At 43.8% G+C, this 18393-nt stretch carries 15 protein-coding genes; 12 read left to right on the top strand and 3 right to left on the bottom strand.

The window, feature by feature from the left end; genetic code table 11:
• Positions 1-50: 50 nt before the first annotated feature.
• Entirely contained in the window at positions 51-1007 is a 957-nt protein-coding gene (gene rsmI / locus ACTXGL_RS11995) for a 16S rRNA (cytidine(1402)-2'-O)-methyltransferase (protein ID WP_443526992.1), read from the bottom strand.
• 134 nt (positions 1008-1141) lie between these two features.
• Here rsmI and ACTXGL_RS11990 point away from each other — a divergent pair, with 134 nt between their 5' ends.
• The 8 genes from ACTXGL_RS11990 (at position 1142) to hisC (ending at position 9374) form a co-directional block, all read left to right on the top strand.
• The gene (locus tag ACTXGL_RS11990) at positions 1142-1612 is read left to right on the top strand and encodes a YraN family protein (RefSeq protein ID WP_443526991.1); all 471 of its coding nucleotides are present in this window, start codon (positions 1142-1144) and stop codon (positions 1610-1612) included.
• Between the two features lie 246 nt (positions 1613-1858).
• Positions 1859-2659 (top strand): BON domain-containing protein, encoded by an 801-nt coding sequence (locus ACTXGL_RS11985; RefSeq protein WP_443526990.1) that lies wholly within the window; start codon positions 1859-1861, stop codon positions 2657-2659.
• A 356-nt stretch (positions 2660-3015) separates the two neighbouring features.
• Positions 3016-4017 carry an alpha/beta hydrolase gene (locus tag ACTXGL_RS11980; protein ID WP_443526989.1) on the top strand — a complete coding sequence of 334 codons (1002 nt, stop codon included), beginning with the start codon at positions 3016-3018 and terminating at the stop codon, positions 4015-4017.
• A 176-nt stretch (positions 4018-4193) separates the two neighbouring features.
• Positions 4194-4439 (top strand): BolA family protein, encoded by a 246-nt coding sequence (locus ACTXGL_RS11975; RefSeq protein ID WP_178379289.1) that lies wholly within the window; start codon positions 4194-4196, stop codon positions 4437-4439.
• 111 nt (positions 4440-4550) lie between these two features.
• Positions 4551-5819 carry a UDP-N-acetylglucosamine 1-carboxyvinyltransferase gene (gene murA, locus ACTXGL_RS11970; RefSeq protein ID WP_443526988.1) on the top strand — a complete coding sequence of 423 codons (1269 nt, stop codon included), beginning with the start codon at positions 4551-4553 and terminating at the stop codon, positions 5817-5819.
• A 116-nt stretch (positions 5820-5935) separates the two neighbouring features.
• The gene (gene hisG, locus ACTXGL_RS11965) at positions 5936-6628 is read left to right on the top strand and encodes an ATP phosphoribosyltransferase (protein ID WP_319051004.1); all 693 of its coding nucleotides are present in this window, start codon (positions 5936-5938) and stop codon (positions 6626-6628) included.
• Between the two features lie 250 nt (positions 6629-6878).
• A complete protein-coding gene (gene hisD / locus ACTXGL_RS11960; RefSeq protein WP_443526987.1) occupies positions 6879-8174 on the top strand; it encodes a histidinol dehydrogenase in 1296 nt (431 codons plus the stop codon).
• Between the two features lie 75 nt (positions 8175-8249).
• Entirely contained in the window at positions 8250-9374 is a 1125-nt protein-coding gene (hisC, locus tag ACTXGL_RS11955; RefSeq protein WP_443526986.1) for a histidinol-phosphate transaminase, read from the top strand.
• Positions 9375-9524: 150 nt separating this feature from the next.
• Here hisC and ACTXGL_RS11950 read toward each other — a convergent pair whose 3' ends face one another.
• Both ACTXGL_RS11950 and ACTXGL_RS11945 read right to left on the bottom strand, forming a co-directional pair.
• Positions 9525-11234, bottom strand: coding sequence for an anthranilate synthase component I family protein (locus ACTXGL_RS11950; RefSeq protein ID WP_443527043.1), 1710 nt, complete (start codon positions 11232-11234; stop codon positions 9525-9527).
• Between the two features lie 3 nt (positions 11235-11237).
• Positions 11238-12473 (bottom strand): beta-ketoacyl-ACP synthase II, encoded by a 1236-nt coding sequence (locus tag ACTXGL_RS11945; protein ID WP_443526985.1) that lies wholly within the window; start codon positions 12471-12473, stop codon positions 11238-11240.
• Between the two features lie 552 nt (positions 12474-13025).
• Here ACTXGL_RS11945 and ACTXGL_RS11940 point away from each other — a divergent pair.
• The 4 genes from ACTXGL_RS11940 to fusA all read left to right on the top strand — a co-directional run bounded on the left by ACTXGL_RS11940 (position 13026) and on the right by fusA (position 18114).
• Positions 13026-14120: an EcsC family protein gene (locus ACTXGL_RS11940; protein ID WP_443526984.1), complete on the top strand. Its 1095-nt coding sequence runs from the start codon at positions 13026-13028 to the stop codon at positions 14118-14120.
• Between the two features lie 471 nt (positions 14121-14591).
• Complete coding sequence (gene rpsL / locus ACTXGL_RS11935) at positions 14592-14966, top strand: 30S ribosomal protein S12 (protein ID WP_011281154.1); 375 nt, start codon at positions 14592-14594, stop codon at positions 14964-14966.
• Positions 14967-15173: 207 nt separating this feature from the next.
• Positions 15174-15647, top strand: coding sequence for a 30S ribosomal protein S7 (gene rpsG, locus ACTXGL_RS11930; RefSeq protein WP_057761735.1), 474 nt, complete (start codon positions 15174-15176; stop codon positions 15645-15647).
• A gap of 340 nt (positions 15648-15987) precedes the next feature.
• Positions 15988-18114, top strand: a complete 2127-nt coding sequence (fusA, locus tag ACTXGL_RS11925) for an elongation factor G (protein WP_319050998.1) — start codon at positions 15988-15990, stop codon at positions 18112-18114.
• The last annotated feature ends 279 nt before the right edge of the window (positions 18115-18393 follow it).

Below are 18393 nucleotides of genomic sequence, written 5' to 3'. Positions count from 1 at the left end.
GATCGATTTATTACTATGAATTGTATCGTTGAAATTATTCAGCCTATGACTTATTCAGCTTGTAATTCTAGCAAACGCTGATAGAGCGCATTCTTTTTTACCCCAGTGATGTCAGCCGCCAACGCTGCCGCTTTTTTGACTGACAGATCCTCTAGTAACCGCTGCAGTAACTTATCATGAGTACTGATGTCGTCGCTATCTTTTGCTACGTTGACACCCGCAACGACCACGACGATCTCACCGCGTTGTTGATTGTCATCCGCTTTGACAAACTCGACCAACTCGCCAAGGGTGCTTTTGTGTACCGTTTCAAAGGTTTTGGTCAATTCACGACAAAACGTCACCGCGCGATCGGCTCCAAATATCGTTGCCATATCTTCTAGGCTAGATACGATGCGATGCGGTGCTTCATAAAAGATTAAAGTTTCGGTACGTGATACCAGTGCACTCAGTTGTTTTTGACGGCCGTGGGTCTTGGCAGGCAAAAACCCAATAAAGCTAAATCGATCCGATGGCAGACCTGCTACTGACAAGGCACCAATGGCAGCGGATGCACCAACGATAGGTGATACGGTCACGCCCGCATCATGCGCCGCTTGCACCAGCTGATAGCCTGGATCACTAACCAGTGGCGTACCTGCGTCACTAATAAGGGCAACCGAATGACCTTGTTCAATCATCTCAATAATCTTAGGCGTTTGAATCGCGCTATTATGCTCGTGATAGGCCCATAGCTTATTGTGACCTTTTTGCTTGGTGGTCGTGTCATCACTGTCAGCGTTACTTTTAGCAGTATGAGTCTCAGTGTCTTTTGCCTCGTCAGCTTTATTGCCTTTGGTATCAATACCGAAATGCGATAACAGCTTACCTGAGGTGCGTGTGTCTTCACAGGCAATAATAGCGACTTGTTTTAACACATCAATGGCGTGTGGGGTCATGTCAGTCAAGTTACCAATCGGCGTGGCAACGATATAGAGACAAGCCGGCATCGTAGTGAGAGTAGACATGAAAACCTCGGGTCGTTAAAAAGTAATAGTGCGCCATTATGCACAGTCGCTATTTATGGCGCGCTTCAATCAAATAATGAATGAACAAACGTATAGATATCGAGAGTGGGCGGCGCAGAAGTGGCTAGTTTAGCATGTTGTGCTATGATAATTCTCAAATGTTGATTAGACACATTACTCTTATGACCAATCATAAACCGTTGATGCTCACCTCGCCAAGACAACGACAAGGAAGTTGGTTTGAGCAGCGTGCCTGTGAGTTTTTGCAAGAGCAGGGGATGGACTTACTTGCACAGAATTGGCAGCAGCCAGCGGTAGGTGAGCTGGATCTGGTTATGATAGAGGCAGGATCTGCATGGTCGACGCTGGTATTTGTGGAAGTTCGTCAACGCAAGCGCTCGGTTTATGGCGATGCAGCACTCAGTGTGACGCCCAGTAAACAACGCAAAGTGATCAAAACAGCGCAATGTTTTTTGCAGCAGCACCCTGAGTATAGCCATTATGATTGCCGATTTGATGTTATTGCTTATAATACGGTAAAAGAAGATCGTACAAACAGCCAACCTGAGTGGTTAAAAGGCGCTTTTGCGGCTACTGCATGGTAGTTAAGCATAAGCATACAAGCGCTGAATATAAGGCTAGATAATCATAAGCCCAGAGTTTACTGAGCTTGGGCCGTATTTTACGAGCAATACTCGTTACTAAAAACCTAACCGCTCATCATTAAAATTAAGTAAAGTAGCTATGTTAAGTAGGGTAGCTTAAGTAGGGTGCCTACTGAAAAAATTTAGCACATCACCATTAAATATAAATTTATTGAATTTATACCATCAGGTTCTAAGAGGTAAGTAATGACACGGATGCATTTGCGCACGGCTATTTTTGGTTCCTCACGTCGTATCACGACAGGTATTATGGTTGCTGCCTGTGTTGCTAGTACGGGCTGTGCCACAAACTATCTGACCAACAGTACAGAGGGGACCTATGGTGTACCAATGACTGAGCGCACGATTCCGCAGCGGCTACTCGATCGTAGTATCGAACACACCGCCAAGATCAATGTCTATGGTCTAAAAGAAGACTTGCAGCAGAGCAGTCGTATGGGTATCGATAGCTTTAACAGTGAAGTGCTCCTCACGGGTGAAGTACCTACTGAAGCGCTCAAAGTAGAAGTAGAAAAAGTCATCAGCTCTATGCCAGATGTGCGCCGTGTCTATAACGAGATGGAAGTAAGTGCGTCAAAGGGCTACAGCTCAACTGTGCATGATGGTTACATCACCTCAAAGCTACTGGCAAAGGTAGCTGCTAGTGATGGCGTGAAAGCATCGCAGATCAAAGCCGTTACCAATAATGGTGTGGTGTATATCATGGGGCGGATGACACCCACTCAGCAGAGCCATCTGATCGATATTGCCAACAGCACGGTTGGTGTCACCGAACTTGTATTGCTAACGACGGTAGTCGACAACACAGGCGTAAAAATAAATAATGACGATATTATGTATGAAAACAACCTAGCCAATCCTACTACCACACCAGTGATTGTAGATACGGCGGTCAGCACGGCAACGCCTATAGTCGTCACAGAAGATGGGAATACTGTTACTCAACCCTCATCGAGTCCTTATATTGAGCTCTATAAAGAACCATAAAGTATCTCAGCTAATGCGCGACATTTTACCGCATGCTGTTCAGTCATAGCGATGAGTGGCTAAAAACGAACAGATAAAAACAGGTTGTCTGTATCTGTTTTCAATAGCTCTATGTATTGCTGATAACTTCGTATTGCTAATAGATTTTTTAATTTAATCACAATAAGCCTAAATAGAGATAACAGTAAGAGCACGAGAAATATTGGGTCAGTAGGTACTATATTCATAGTAAAAAGTAGCACAGACAGCATATTGGTCGCTGATATATTTAAGTAGCAACGCATTTTTAGACAATGGATAAAACAATAGCTGCAATGACGTTACGCATTATTAATAAATATAATAGGATACTGGCAATGAAGGATTCAAAAAACCACACACAACAGAGTGATAGCACCAGTAGAGATACGTTCAGTGATACAGGTACGTATGGTCATGTCGCTAGCAACAAAGGTCGCACGCTAAAATTCGGTGGGGCGATGATAGTAGTGTTCGGTAGTATTGCGCTAGCCACACAAAATGCACAGGCATTTTCACCGCTGGCTATCGTCAACGGCATTACCTCTAGTGGCGGTGTCAGTGTTAGCAAAGACATCTTATATGGTGATCAGCCATTACAAGACTTGGATATTTATTATCCTAAGCCTTTGGCAAAGGCCATGAAAGAACAAAGCACTATTAGCAATAACTACCCTATGGTGGTGTTTGTGCATGGTGGTTCATGGGAGAGTGGCAACAAAGAGCAATATGCCTTTGTCGGTCAAAGCTTGGCGCAAGCAGGCTATGTCACCGCAGTAATTAATTACCGCAAAGCCCCTGAGCATGTTTATCCTGATTATGTCAAAGATGCAGCCCAAGCAATTGCTTGGAGTGTAAAAAACGCCGAAAGCTTACATGCTGATCCATCACGTGTCGCTGTCATGGGTCACTCTGCTGGCGCGTTCAATGCGGTTGCCGCCATTGCCAATGAAGACTTCTTGGCACCTTACGGTATGAAGCCCACAGACATAGCAGCGGTGGTTGGTATTGCAGGTCCTTATAGCTATGACTTTCGTAAATTCGATAGTGCGACAGCCTTTGCTCCAGATGCCACACCAGATCAAGTGATGCCGGATCGTCAGATTAAAGGTGCTCAGCCGCCATATCTGTTATTGACAGCAGAAAAAGACAAAATAGTCTATGAAAGCAATACGACCAAGATGACAGCAGCACTCAAAGAAGCAGGTGTCACGGTCGAGACTGGTGAAATCGAAGGCGCAAGTCATGCCACCAGTATTGGCGCAATGGCGCCGCCGCTGCGCTGGGTCAATGATGTGCGTGCGCAAGTGTTAGCGTATTTAGACGAAACGCTCAAATAGTCTATATAGACGCAGTCGGTGTCAATAGTTACGTGCAACCTCATCTCTATTGTCTTGCTCGAGCACTGCAATGTACTTGAGCAAGACAGTGCTGTAAGACAGGCAAACTCTTGTTATAATGTCACCACTTTAAATCTACACCCTATTCTAAATTTTAAGGCAGAATATTTATGAGCATGAACGCTGACGATTTGATCGCATTTTTACAGACTCACTTCCCAGACGCTTTTATTCAAGCTGCCAACCAAGGTAATAAGTTTGATGTACGCGTGGTTGATGCCAGCTTTGAAGGCAAACGTGCAGTTCAACGCCAGCAAGCTATCTATGCGCTAGTCAATGATAAGATTGCGAGTGGCGATATTCATGCCCTCAATATCCAAGCGCTAACGCCTGCTGAGTGGGACGCTCAGTCAAAAGGCTAATTAAATAGCTGTATACATGACCAAGTATTATAGAATGCATCTTTTTAATAGACGCTTTTCATAAATTTGGTTTTCATAATTTCTTATACTCATTGCTAGGTTGTCACCTTTATGGATCAATTTTTAATCACTGGTAGTAGTCGTATCGCAGGGGAAGTCACTATCTCAGGCGCCAAAAATGCCGCTTTGCCGTTACTTGCTGCTATGATACTGGCTGAGACGCCAACGACATTGCATAATGTACCGTCACTAAAAGACGTGCGAACATTGATTGAATTGATCGGTGGTATGGGTATCGATATCCAAAAGCAGGATGATACCGTCACTTGCGATACAAAAAGCATTGATAACTTTTATGCGCCGTATGACTTAGTAAAAACCATGCGTGCCTCGATACTGGTGTTAGGTCCATTGCTGGCACGGTTTGGTGAAGCCGAAGTATCACTGCCAGGTGGCTGCGCGATTGGCTCACGTCCTGTTGATCAGCATCTAAAAGCATTTGAAGCGATGGGTGCAGTAATCAGTGTAGAAAACGGTTATGTAAAAGCACAAGCACCTAAAGGCGGCAAGCTTTTGGGCTGTAACTTCTCATTTGACATGGTTACCGTTGGTGGTACTGAGAACGTCATCATGGCAGCGGCACTGGCCAACGGCACAACAGTGCTAGGCAACTGTGCGTTAGAGCCAGAAGTGGTTGATTTGGCCAATATGCTGGTCGCTATGGGCGCTAAGATTAGCGGTATCGGTACTTCAACCATGACCATCGAAGGCGTTGAGCGCCTGCACGGTTGTGAGTATTCAGTCGTACCTGATCGCATTGAGACCGGCTCATACCTTGCTGGTGCGTTAATGACGCGTGGTGATGTATTGACTAAAAATACTACAGCGTCGTTATTACATCCTGTACTTGAGAAGTTTGAAGCGATGGGCGCAGTGATTACGACAGGTGATGACTGGATTCGCGCGCAGATGAAAGGCCGTCCAAAGCCGGTCGATATTCGCACTCAGCCACATCCAGGTTTTCCAACAGATATGCAAGCCCAGTTGATGGCGATTTGCTGTCTGGCTGATGGTACCAGCACCATTATCGAAAACATTTTTGAGAACCGCTACATGCATGTACCTGAGCTTAATCGCTTGGGTGCGTCTATCCAAGTTGATGGTCATACTGCAGTGATAAGAGGTGTCGAGAACTTCACTGCGGCGCCTGTTATGGCAACAGATTTACGTGCTTCTATGTCACTTGTGATGGCGGCTGCAACTGCAGAAGGCGAGAGCTTAATCGACCGTATTTATCATATTGATCGCGGTTATGAGCATGTCGAAGAAAAGCTACGTAGCCTGGGTGTCAATATTCAGCGTGTGAATACCAACGATTAGTATCACTAGATTGATGCTAACTTTTGGGCACATTACGCTATAAATCAAAACCTCCTTACCTTCTTACTACTTTTAATTGGGGGGAGGTATCAACCGTACATGGACATGATGTCATTATGACTGAGACAAGCAAACCTTTACCAGCCAGTGGTTTATTAAACGAAGTAAACGATGAGTTTTCAGGTCTAACCTTAGCGTTGTCAAAAGGCCGTATTCTAGAAGAAACTATGCCACTGTTACGTGCAGCTGGCGTTGACTTACTAGAAGACCCTGAAGCCTCTCGCAAACTTATTTTTCCGACATCAAACCCAAATGTGCGTGTATTAATTTTGCGTGCCAGTGACGTGCCGACCTATGTCGAGCACGGGGCAGCTGATTTTGGTGTGGCGGGTAAAGACGTGTTGCTTGAGCATGGTGCCAATCATGTTTATGAGCTACTTGATCTAAAAATTGCTCAGTGCAAGCTGATGACTGCTGGTGTGAAAGATGCGCCACTACCCAATCGTCGCCTACGCATCGCGACCAAATATGTGAATGTGGCGCGCGCTTATTTTGCAAGCCAAGGTCAGCAAGTCGATGTCATCAAGCTGTATGGCTCGATGGAGCTTGCACCGTTGGTGGGTCTGGGTGATTTGATTGTTGATGTGGTAGATACTGGTAATACGCTACGTGCGAATGGGCTCGAAGCCCGCGACCATATCTGTGATGTCTCATCACGTCTTATTGTTAATCAGGTCAGCTACAAGCGCAAATTTGCCCTGCTAGAACCAATTTTAGATAGCTTTAAAGACAGTATTGCAAATGCCTAATAGACCGGTGTTGATCATTGGTAATATAAAGCACGGTTATACGAATTTTTAAACCAGTTTGGCGCTCTATGATAGATATAGCGTGCTAAACTGGTTTTGTTGTCTTGGCTTGCCAAAAAATAAAATATAAGTAAACTCTACATTAGAAGACAGCGAATAAGCCATAATTTTATAAAAATTAAGCATACATTAGTTATGTTTACCTCATTTATTTTTAGAAGTATTTTATGCTCAGATATAGGATTAGGTCATGCGCCAGTTAAGTACCCAAGATGCCGATTTTGATAGTCAGTTGACACAATTGCTTGCTTTTGAAACGGTTAACGACTCTGAATTATTACATACCGTTGATGACATCATCGCACAAGTACGTGCTGATGGCGATAACGTCGTGTTGGCGTTGACCCAGAAATTTGATCATCACCCAGCAACAGCGATGCAAGAGTTAGAGCTTTCTAAAGAATCGCTGGCTGAGGCATTTGCCAGCCTAGATGATAAAGTAAAGGCAGCACTGACTACAGCTGCGACTCGAGTGCAGACATTTCATGAGCGTCAAGTACAAGAAACGTGGCAGTATGAGGATGAGCTGGGTAACCGTTTGGGCCAGAAGGTTACGTCACTTGATCGTGTTGGCATTTATGTCCCAGGTGGCTTGGCCTCTTATCCTTCGTCGGTATTGATGAATGCTATCCCTGCCAAGGTCGCTGGCGTCAAAGAAGTTATCATGGTCGTGCCAGCACCCAAAGGCGTGCTTAATCCTCTAGTGTTGGCGGCGGCACATTTGTCACAAGTTGACCGTGTTTTTACTATTGGTGGCGCACAAGCGGTAGCAGCGTTGGCTTACGGTACCCAAACCATTCCAGCCGTGGACAAAATCACAGGACCTGGTAATAAATATGTCGCAGCAGCCAAACGCGCGGTATTTGGTCAGGTGGGTATTGATATGATTGCTGGGCCCTCAGAGGTGCTGGTATACGCAGAGGGTGAAGCACAAGATCGTGCCGATTGGCTGGCGATGGATTTATTGTCACAAGCAGAGCATGATCGCATTGCTCAAGCTATCTTTGTGACCACTAGCGAAGATCAGCTTAAAGAAGTGGCAATGGAGATCGAAAAAGCACTGGCTGAGCTGCCAAAAGCAGATATCGCACGCGATTCGTTGCAGAACCGCGGTGCGCTTATTTTAGTAAAAGACCGTAGTGAAGGCATGGCACTGATCAATCGTATTGCTCCTGAGCATTTGGAGCTCTCTGTTGATAACCCTGATGCGCTATTAGATAATATTCGTCATGCCGGTGCTATCTTTATGGGACGTCACACGCCTGAGGCTATCGGAGATTATTGTGCAGGTCCGAACCATGTGTTACCGACGTCTGGTACAGCGCGTTTTTCTTCGCCGTTAGGTGTCTATGACTTTCAAAAGAAATCATCTATTATTTATTGTACCCAAGCTGGCAGCAAGCCATTGGCTGAGACGGCTGATATTTTAGCGCAGCGTGAGGACTTAGAAGCCCATGCACGCTCAGCACGTTATCGTTACCAGTAAAATATATTTGAGCGTTTTCTTATTTACTTTTAATATGTATTTAATAGTCTGTCTGACTAATTAGCAGGATAATTTATGAGTGAGTCAAAGATAGATACCAGACTTTGGTCATCTAAAGCACGCAATTTGTCACCTTACGTACCGGGCGAGCAGCCACAGCATGACAATTTGTGCAAACTGAACACCAATGAAAACCCGTTTCCACCGTCGCCAAAAGTAGGAGAGGCAATTGCCAAGGTATTGACGCAGCAAGCAGAAGAGCTGCGCTTGTATCCAGCGCCCGAGTCTAATGATTTGCGTGCGGCATTGGCACAGTCATATGATCTAGATATCAACCAAGTGTTTGTTGGTAATGGTTCAGATGAGGTGTTGGCACTTATATTTGCCAGCTTCTTCCTAAAAGAGCGTCCACTGTTGTCACCTGATATCAGCTATAGCTTTTATCCTGTCTATGCACAGACCTTTGGTGTACATCTTGTTAAGATACCCCTAGAAGAAGATTTTAGTATCGACCCTGATGCGTACCGCCAGCCTTGTAGCGGTATCATCATCGCCAACCCGAATGCACCAACTGGTTTGCTATTATCGCTTGCTGATATTCGTAAGCTTGCCAGCGAACACTCCAATGCCGTCATTGTCATCGATGAGGCTTATATTGATTTTTCTCAGAGAGAGTCAGAGACTCAAGTATCAGCAGTAAGTCTGATCAATGAATGTGACAATATCATCGTGACACAAACCTTCTCAAAGTCACGCTCATTAGCTGGTTTACGTGTCGGCATGGCTTTTGCCAATGCGTCATTGATTGAAGCATTGACGCGTATGAAGAACAGTTTTAATAGTTATCCGTTAGATAAGCTGGCACAAGCTGGAGCGACGGCGAGTGTGCTAGACGTGGACTACTTCGAGCAGACTCGTCAACAAGTCATCGACCTGCGTACGTCATTGACAGAAGCGCTGATAGCATTGGGCTATGACGTATTGCCGTCACATGCCAACTTTGTCTTTGTCCGCCCAAAAGGCGGTGATGCTAGTGGAGTGGCAAGTGCGTTACGTGAGCAAGGAATTATCGTTCGTCATTTTGACAAACCGCGTATCAATGAGTACTTGCGTATTACAATTGGTACAGCAGAGCAGAACAGCCGTTTGATTGAGGCTTTGACAGTGTTGCATGCCGATAACAGCGTTACTAGTGATTAATACAGTGTTTTCAATACTTATATCAACGCGCACATCGTAATGATTAGACAGATGTACTAAGAAGTAATAGATGTATTAAGAAGTATTGAAAAAGCCTGCTAACGCAACGTGAGCAGGCTTTTTTGGGTCATAAGAAAAAGCGCAGTACAATTATTTATATTTTTTAGCCAGCACCGCTAGCAGATTACCTACCTTGTCCAAGCACTCTTGGTATTCGGCATCGCAATCTGATGCAACCGTGATGCCGCCACCAGCCCATAGGTTGAGATGTCTTTCGCTGACAGCCTCATCATTCCACGATGCATTGGCCTGTAGCGTACGAATGAGCACATTCCATTGACCACTACCATCAAAATTCATATAACCCATCGTGCCGCAATAGGCACCGCGAGCTGAGGTCTCTAGTTCAGAGATGATTTCAACAGCGCGTTTTTTGGGTGTACCTGTGATGGAGCCAGCAGGCAAACTACCGAACAACACTGCCAGCGGATGAGTATTCGCTTTTAGCTCAGCGATGATCGTGCTGACCATATGATGAACATTACTAAAGCTCTCAATCGCGAATAGCTGTGGTACTTTTACACTGCCGATCTTGGCATACTTGCCCAAATCATTACGCAGTAAATCCACGATCATGACGTTTTCGGCACGATCTTTCTCACTATCGATCAGCTGTTGTTTGTGAGCGTCATCTTGATCTTGATCGAGGCTACGCGGCATGGTGCCTTTAATAGGCTTGGTTAAGATATGATGTTTGCCAGTATCGCTGTCTTTTGTAAAGGTAAAAAATAATTCAGGTGAGCAGCTTAGTAATTCAAATCGGTTATCACCTGTGGCATCGCTGCCACTTTCACTTAAGTGTTTGGCAGTATAGTCATCAACGCTCAGGTAACCTGCAAAAGGGGCTTTTGTATTGTAATGCAGCGCAGGGAGATAATCGATAAGCGCGACTGTTGGTTGGTTAGTATCATTGTTATACGGTAGTTTGCCAGACCACTTTTGCGTCAGATTGATCTGATAGCAGTCGCCTTGCTGTAGGTAGTCTTGAGTACGATCAAATGCTTGCTGATAGTCACGCTTGCTCCATTGTGCAGTTAGAACAATAGGCTCTACCTTGGATGCGGTTTCAGATAGTGTTTGAGAAAGGTGTTTCTCAACCAACTTGTGATCTAACTCGTTTAGAGAAGATATAAGAGCAGTCAAAAGCTTCTGCTGTGCTTCACTGTCGGTAGTGTCATCCGAATACTTATTGGTTTGATGACTAGTGAGCTCCCAACCTGTATCAGCTATATGGGTGAGATAAATATCATAATGACCTAATGAGGCACAAGGCTGCTGTGCCAATTCGATACTATCTGTAGGGCTTAATTCATGAGCGGCAATATCGTAACCAATAAAACCTATTAGACCGTGATGATAACCGGGATTTGCATTTTCTAAATTCGCATTTTCTACATTTATGTTTTTTGAATTGTCACTATTGGTATCATAAATTTTGCTGTAAGCAATCAGCTCATCTTGCCAGTCTAGATAGCTTATATAAGACGCCGTGATAGATTTGCTAGTGTTAGGGCCATCGCCACGCCAGATTTTAACCACTTTGTAGAGATTGCTAGAGCGCTGTTTATCAGTAGGATACACAGACCAGCTGACTTTCGGTAACAGACCAATGACTGGTTGCTTATGGTTATTTAGCCAAACAAGCTGCCAATTTGCTTCATTATCTTGATTGAGCAAATGGTGTTGTAGATGGGTCATCAACTCGGCAGCAGATAAATCACCAAAACGCCAGCTAGAGTTAATAGCTGGCGATGGGGCAGAGTCTATCTGGCTGGTTATATTTTGATTTGGTACAGGCATCATTTAACCGTCGAATTTTTTTATGATTAGCGTAGCATTAGTACCACCAAAGCCAAAGCTATTACTCATCAAGGTATCAAGGTCAGTTTCACGCATCTGGGTGACAATATCGAAGCCTTCAGCTGCAGGATCTAGGTTATCGACATTGATACTTGGTGCGATAAAGCTCTCTTGTAGCATCAATAAGCAATAAATAAGTTCTTGAGCACCGACAGCACCTAAGCTGTGACCTGTCATGGATTTGGTAGAGCTGATAGCAGGTACTTTACTGATGTCATTATCAAAGACTTTGGCAATTGCTTTTAGTTCTGTGATATCGCCTAGCGGTGTGCTCGTACCGTGGCTGTTGATATAATCAACGCTTTCTAGACCAGCTTCGGCTAGGGCTTGTTGCATACAGCGCACGGCACCTTCACCACTTGGGGCAACCATTTCTGCACCATCAGAGCTAGCACCGTAGCCGACGATTTCAGCTAATATATTAGCACCGCGTGCTTGTGCGTGCTCTAAACTCTCAACTACTACCATTGCACCGCCAGCAGCAATGACAAAACCATCACGATCTTTGTCATAAGCTCTTGAAGCAAGTGTTGGCGTGTCGTTGTATTGCGTACTGACTGCACCCATCGCATCAAACATACAAGACTGCGTCCAGTGTTCAGCTTCGCTACCACCAGCCAGTATGACGTCAGCTTTGCCCAATTGAATAAGTTCGGCAGCATGACCGATACAGTGGGTCGAGGTCGCGCAAGCAGAAGAAAGCGAGTAGGAGACCCCTTGGATTTTTAGACCTGTGGCTAAGGCTGCTGATACTGAGCTACCCATAGTTTTGGGTACGGCCATCGCACCGACACCGCGTAAACCTTTTTCGCGCATAGCATCTACGGCGTTTACGATATTTTCTGTTGATGCGCCACCTGAGCTGGCGACAACGCCTACGCGTGGGTTATTATTAATGGTCTCAAGTGATAACCCTGAATGCTCAATAGCATTCAAGGCACTAACATAAGCATACAAACTGGCATCGCTAAAGAAGCGTTTGAGTTTGCGGTCGATACCGCTGGTATCTAAGTCTGATTGGTTGATACTACCACTCACGTGTGACTTGAATTCATGCTCGGCATGAGCCTCATTAAATGTAATGCCAGACTGTCCTTCTTTGAGAGCAGTGGTAACGGTGGCTAAATCATGTCCGATACAAGAGACAATCCCTGCTCCAGTGATAACGACGCGGCGCATATGCTATTCCTTATAAGTAACGACTTGCTAGCAGTTGGTTGCAATAATCGTTGCAAATCTATATATGATATTTAACGATGAATTAATGTGAGCATTATAGTAAAAAGTAGTTCATGTAGAAGAGATAACGATAGCACGAATTTAGGTAACTAGACTCTATTAACAGTCTATTAAAGGTAATATTAACTCAGTGTACAATTATGCTCTCAATTACGGCACATGATAACGTATCAAGCGCTGAAAATCTTTGAGCAAATGTAAAAAAACGACTAACCGCCCCTTGTCGTTAAGGCTTATTAACAAATACATGTTCACAGACGGTCTTTGCTAAATAGATTTATTGGCGTTAGATAGAAATCAGCGAAAATATTGTAAATGAATTAAAAGCCATGGATAAGTGATAAAAAATTCAATTATACTTTTAGATACAAAATTTGTGACCGTGATAACATTGTTCGCACTGACAAAGGTTACAGCGGCTGGCTAGAATGACAGCTTGACTATTATTAAAACAAAACCAATTACCATATTCATCACATTAAGGACATCACGATGGCAAAGCGTAGTACTCTTTCTAAAAGCATCAATACTATTGGCTCTTTTGCTCGGAACAACCTAGAGCGTATGGGCGCTATGATTGATAACGTCAATGCCAAAACAGGCAAGCCGCGTCAATACAAAGCGGTAGATTTAGGGGATGAAGACTATCAACAAGACTTGTTTCGTGAACAGACGCTAAAAGCAACGCAACAGTTATTAGGACCACGCTTTGCTATGTATGGCAAGTACGCCAAAAAAGTGGTACCAAATAGTTTTTTTCAGTCGACAGTTGATAGTGCATTTGCCCAAGTAGCTAACCTTGCATCGAGCTGGAGTCAGTTAGATTTACCGGATGAGCACCGATTTGCCAATATCGCAACCTTAGATGACGAAGAGCGCTATGCGCTAGCGACAGATATCGCCAACCAAAACCGTGCGCTTGCAGCAATTGGCGGCATAACTGGTCTGGCTGGATTGCCAGGATTGCTTGCTGATACATTATGGTTATTATTGGTCTCGTTACGTACGATTTATCAAATCGCATCTGTGTACAATAAGCCATTAACAGGTAAGCAAGGCGTAAAAATGGCTTATGAGCTACTTTCCAGTGCAGACCTGAGCAAAATGCAAGAAAAACAAGCATTGTTAGCAGGTATGGGTATTGGTAAAGGTTTACTTGACAATGCTCAAAGCAGTGGATTACATAGTGAGCTCAAAAACTTAGGTCTAAAAAATAAAAATGTGAACTATTATGCCGAGCAAATAGATAGCATTGCCAGTCAAGTAGGCATTGATCTTGACCAGATCGATCTATCATGGGTTCGCCGCTTTATCCCTATCACTGCAGTAGCGGTAGGGGTGCATTACAATAGTCAATTAATCGACGAGGTTATCGGCGTTGCTCAAGCGACTTTTGCACCAGAAGCGAAAATGGTCAATCGCGCCATTACTGATGATAGCAGTAGCGAAGCTGAAGTAAAAAAAGCAAGCGATAGTGACAACACTGCAGAGCAAAATACGAAGGGTGAAAATGAAACAGATAGTGATAAAGACAATAGTGATGATAAGCTATCGGATAAGCAAACATCTGATAAAAAGACCAAATAAGTATCAATATCCATGCTGATATTGGTTACATACCCAGTCAGCATGGAATCATCACTATAGTATCCATAACGTATTATCTATAATAAGCAATCTGCTTGCATAAATATCAGTATTCACATTGGTACTTGTTTAGATTTCATAAAAAGCTTGAAAACTAGAGCAACCATCACAACATATGCATTATCGAGCAGTTTTTAATATCTTCTGTAAATCCAGCTTGAGACTGACCTATCTGCTTTATTTATTGAGTTATTTTTTAGTTAAAAATTTATAAAACGGCATAGCGTCAGGCTGGATGCATATCATCAAATGTTGTAAAGTTAAACCATAGATAAGTGGTTGAAATAGCAGCAACAACTCTTTATAATACACTGTCCTAAAAATGGGTGCCCCGAAATCTGCAAATATTGTCAGATAGATGGTGCATTGGCCCATTTTTTTGTTTTATACCAAACGGGAGAAGGATGCCTTATGGCAACAACTAACCAATTGATTCGTAAAGGTCGCAAAACCATCAAGGAAAAGTCAAAAGTTCCTGCGTTGGAAGCGTGCCCACAGCGTCGCGGTGTATGTACTCGTGTATATACTACCACGCCAAAAAAACCTAACTCTGCCATGCGTAAAGTATGTCGTGTACGTTTGACTTCAGGCTATGAAGTATCAAGCTACATCGGCGGCGAAGGTCATAACCTACAAGAGCACAGTGTTGTTCTTATCCGCGGTGGTCGTGTAAAAGATCTACCAGGTGTACGTTATCACACTGTTCGCGGTGCACTAGATTGCGCAGGCGTTAAAGACCGTAAGCAAGGTCGCTCTAAATACGGTGCTAAGAAGCCTAAAGTTTAATAACTAAACGTTATTGAATAAGCTTTTTGCACTACCCAATAACTGTGCATGGGTTTGGTGTCAGTAGTCACATTACTTTTATATAAGTCGTGTATGCTCGAAACATACCACCATGCAGTAAGGCTAACTGATAACTTGCTATTTTTTATTAAGAAACATAGTTGATGTTATGAATGTTAGACACTCCTGAAGACAAGGAAATTTATTATGCCAAGACGTCGCGTCGTTGCTGCCCGTGAGATCCTACCGGATCCTAAGTTTGGTAGCCAAACTGTTGCAAAATTCATCAACCATGTAATGAGTGATGGTAAAAAATCTACTGCTGAGCGTATCGTTTATGGTGCACTTGAGACAGTAAGTGAGAAGCGTAAAGTTGAAGATCCAGTATCTTTCTTCGAAGAAGTGCTTGAAAATGTACGCCCAATGGTAGAAGTAAAAGCTCGCCGCGTCGGCGGTGCAACCTATCAAGTACCAATGGAAGTACGCCCCTCCCGTCGTACTGCCTTGGCTATGCGTTGGTTAGCTGAAGCTGCTGCTAAGCGTTCTGAAAAATCAATGGCTTTGCGTTTAGCTGGCGAATTGAATGACGCCGCTGATGGTAAAGGCGCTGCTATGAAGAAGCGTGACGAAGTTCACCGCATGGCAGATGCCAACAAAGCATTCTCGCATTACCGTTTCTAAGCTACTTTTTAACAGTAGCTTGAGACTAATGGTTTAGGCCAACTAGTCTTACATTGTTGTTTATTCTATTGATTGCCGCCATCATTTATCCAGTTGTATAGTAAGTTCATTTATTAACTGAGATGGCGGAAATCTATCAAGATGTTTCTTTTGAAAATAAAATTTTTATTAGAGAGCATCCCGAATTTGATGCCACACTATTCTTAGTATTTGCTCTGTTTTTGTCCGCATTAGGCTCAATAATCAGTAAGTAATATTACGAAGCTGAACGCTTTGTCATAGAGTATGAGGTAGAGACACAATACATTATTATATACACGACTTTTCCTAGGAAAACACTATGGCTCGTAAAACTCCCCTAAAACGCTATCGCAATATTGGTATCTCAGCGCATATCGATGCTGGTAAGACAACCACTACTGAGCGTGTTTTATTCTATACCGGTGTTAGCCACAAAATTGGCGAAGTACATGATGGCGCAGCCACCATGGACTGGATGGAGCAAGAACAAGAGCGTGGTATTACTATTACCTCAGCCGCAACAACTTGTTTTTGGTCAGGTATGGCCAAGCAGTTTGACGAACACCGTATTAACATCATCGATACCCCAGGTCACGTTGACTTCACGATCGAAGTTGAACGTTCTATGCGTGTACTTGATGGCGCTTGCATGGTTTACTGTGCAGTAGGCGGCGTTCAGCCACAGTCTGAGACCGTATGGCGTCAGGCAAACAAATATAAAGTACCACGTCTTGCATTTGTAAACAAAATGGATCGTGTTGGTGCTGATTTCTATCGTGTTATTGAACAGATCAAAACTCGTTTGGGTGGTAACCCGGTACCATTGGTTATCCCAATTGGTAAAGAAGATGACTTCGAAGGTGTTGTTGACCTAGTTACTATGAAAGCCATCTATTGGGATGAAGCGTCTCAAGGTATGAACTACGAAGAGCGTGATATCCCAACTGAACTACAAGACAAAGCGGACGAGTACCGTGAACATCTTGTAGAAAGCGCTGCTGAAGCCAACGAAGAGTTGATGAACGAATATCTAGAAAACGGTGAATTGAGCGTAGAGCAAATTCATACCGCTATTCGTCAGTTGACTATCGATAACGAAATCATCCCACTTCTTTGTGGTACTGCCTTTAAAAACAAAGGTGTACAGAAGATGTTGGATGCTGTTATTCAGTATCTACCAGCACCAATCGACGTACCTGCTATTAAAGGTATTCTTGATGACAAAGACGAAAGCGAAGGCAGCCGTGAAGCATCAGATGAAGCACCTTTCTCAGCACTAGCATTCAAAATCATGAATGACAAATTCGTTGGTAACTTAACCTTCGTACGTGTTTATTCTGGTGTGATGAAGCAGGGTAGCAGTGTTTATAACCCAGTTAAAATGAAGCGTGAGCGTGTTGGCCGTATCGTACAGATGATGGCAAACTCTCAAGAAGAGCTTCCAGAAATCCGTACTGGTGATATCGCAGCTCTAGTCGGCATGAAAGATGTGACTACTGGTGATACGCTATGTGATGAGCAAAACGTGATCACACTTGAGCGTATGGAATTCCCAGATCCAGTTATCTCTCTAGCAGTTGAGCCAAAGACCAAAGCTGACCAAGAAAAAATGTCAATCGCGCTTGGCCGTTTGGCAAAAGAAGATCCTTCGTTCCGTGTACACACTGACGAAGAATCTGGCCAGACGATCATCAGTGGTATGGGTGAGCTACATCTAGAGATTCTAGTTGACCGTATGAAGCGTGAGTTCAACGTTGAAGCAAACATCGGTGCGCCGCAGGTTGCTTATCGTGAGACGATTCGTAACACGGTTGAACAAGAAGGTAAATTTGTACGTCAGACTGGTGGTCGTGGTAAGTTCGGTCATGTTTGGCTACGTCTTGAACCACTTGATCCAGCTGGTGACACTGAATACGAATTCGCTGAAGAAGTTGTTGGTGGTACAGTACCAAAAGAATTCCACGGTGCCGTTGATAAAGGTATCCAAGAGCGCATGAAAAACGGCGTACTTGCTGGTTACCCAGTAGTTGGCGTAAAAGCGACCTTGTATGATGGTTCTTACCATGACGTCGATTCTGATGAATTGTCGTTCAAAATGGCAGGTTCTATGGCCTTTAGAAAAGGTTTCATGGCAGCTGACCCAGCTCTACTTGAGCCAGTAATGAAAGTAGAAGTTGAAACGCCTGAAGATTACATGGGCGACATCATGGGCGATCTTAACCGTCGTCGTGGTTTGGTACAGGGTATGGAAGATCTACCTGGCGGTACTAAACAGATTCGTGCTGAAGTACCATTAGCGGAAATGTTTGGCTATGCCACTCAAATGCGCTCTATGTCACAAGGCCGTGCAACTTACTCTATGGAATTTCAAAAGTACGCTGAAATTCCAAAATCAGTTGCTGCTGAGATCATCTCTAAGTTCAACTCTAAAGATGATGACGAGTAAATAAAGCTTACTGAAGGTGACAATATAGAGTATATCTGTGTATTGTCACTAAAGAATAGACCAATAACTTGTTAAAAGACTTGTTATTGGTCGCAATTTTCTTATAATATCTGCACATTAGTATGTGCACCCTTTTAACAATTATCTTAATGTGGTCAAGAACACCTCAATTATCATATTTATATGAGTTGAGCCTTGGACCCCAAAAAAAGAGGAAATACCCATGGCAAAGGCCAAGTTTGAACGTAACAAGCCACACGTCAACGTCGGAACCATCGG

Origin of the sequence: Psychrobacter sp. T6-6 (assembly GCF_052258185.1) — a bacterium.
Classification (GTDB): domain Bacteria; phylum Pseudomonadota; class Gammaproteobacteria; order Pseudomonadales; family Moraxellaceae; genus Psychrobacter.
The sequence above is the reverse complement of the archived record's forward strand: the minus strand, read 5'-3'. Positions and strand labels throughout refer to the sequence as shown.

Coding starts and splice junctions, on each gene's coding strand:
- rsmI (WP_443526992.1), bottom strand. CDS start 1,007: ATGTCTACTCTCACTACGATGCCGGCTTGTCTCTATATCGTTGCCACG.
- ACTXGL_RS11990 (WP_443526991.1), top strand. CDS start 1,142: ATGTTGTGCTATGATAATTCTCAAATGTTGATTAGACACATTACTCTT.
- ACTXGL_RS11985 (WP_443526990.1), top strand. CDS start 1,859: ATGACACGGATGCATTTGCGCACGGCTATTTTTGGTTCCTCACGTCGT.
- ACTXGL_RS11980 (WP_443526989.1), top strand. CDS start 3,016: ATGAAGGATTCAAAAAACCACACACAACAGAGTGATAGCACCAGTAGA.
- ACTXGL_RS11975 (WP_178379289.1), top strand. CDS start 4,194: ATGAACGCTGACGATTTGATCGCATTTTTACAGACTCACTTCCCAGAC.
- murA (WP_443526988.1), top strand. CDS start 4,551: ATGGATCAATTTTTAATCACTGGTAGTAGTCGTATCGCAGGGGAAGTC.
- hisG (WP_319051004.1), top strand. CDS start 5,936: ATGACTGAGACAAGCAAACCTTTACCAGCCAGTGGTTTATTAAACGAA.
- hisD (WP_443526987.1), top strand. CDS start 6,879: ATGCGCCAGTTAAGTACCCAAGATGCCGATTTTGATAGTCAGTTGACA.
- hisC (WP_443526986.1), top strand. CDS start 8,250: ATGAGTGAGTCAAAGATAGATACCAGACTTTGGTCATCTAAAGCACGC.
- ACTXGL_RS11950 (WP_443527043.1), bottom strand. CDS start 11,234: ATGCCTGTACCAAATCAAAATATAACCAGCCAGATAGACTCTGCCCCA.
- ACTXGL_RS11945 (WP_443526985.1), bottom strand. CDS start 12,473: ATGCGCCGCGTCGTTATCACTGGAGCAGGGATTGTCTCTTGTATCGGA.
- ACTXGL_RS11940 (WP_443526984.1), top strand. CDS start 13,026: ATGGCAAAGCGTAGTACTCTTTCTAAAAGCATCAATACTATTGGCTCT.
- rpsL (WP_011281154.1), top strand. CDS start 14,592: ATGGCAACAACTAACCAATTGATTCGTAAAGGTCGCAAAACCATCAAG.
- rpsG (WP_057761735.1), top strand. CDS start 15,174: ATGCCAAGACGTCGCGTCGTTGCTGCCCGTGAGATCCTACCGGATCCT.
- fusA (WP_319050998.1), top strand. CDS start 15,988: ATGGCTCGTAAAACTCCCCTAAAACGCTATCGCAATATTGGTATCTCA.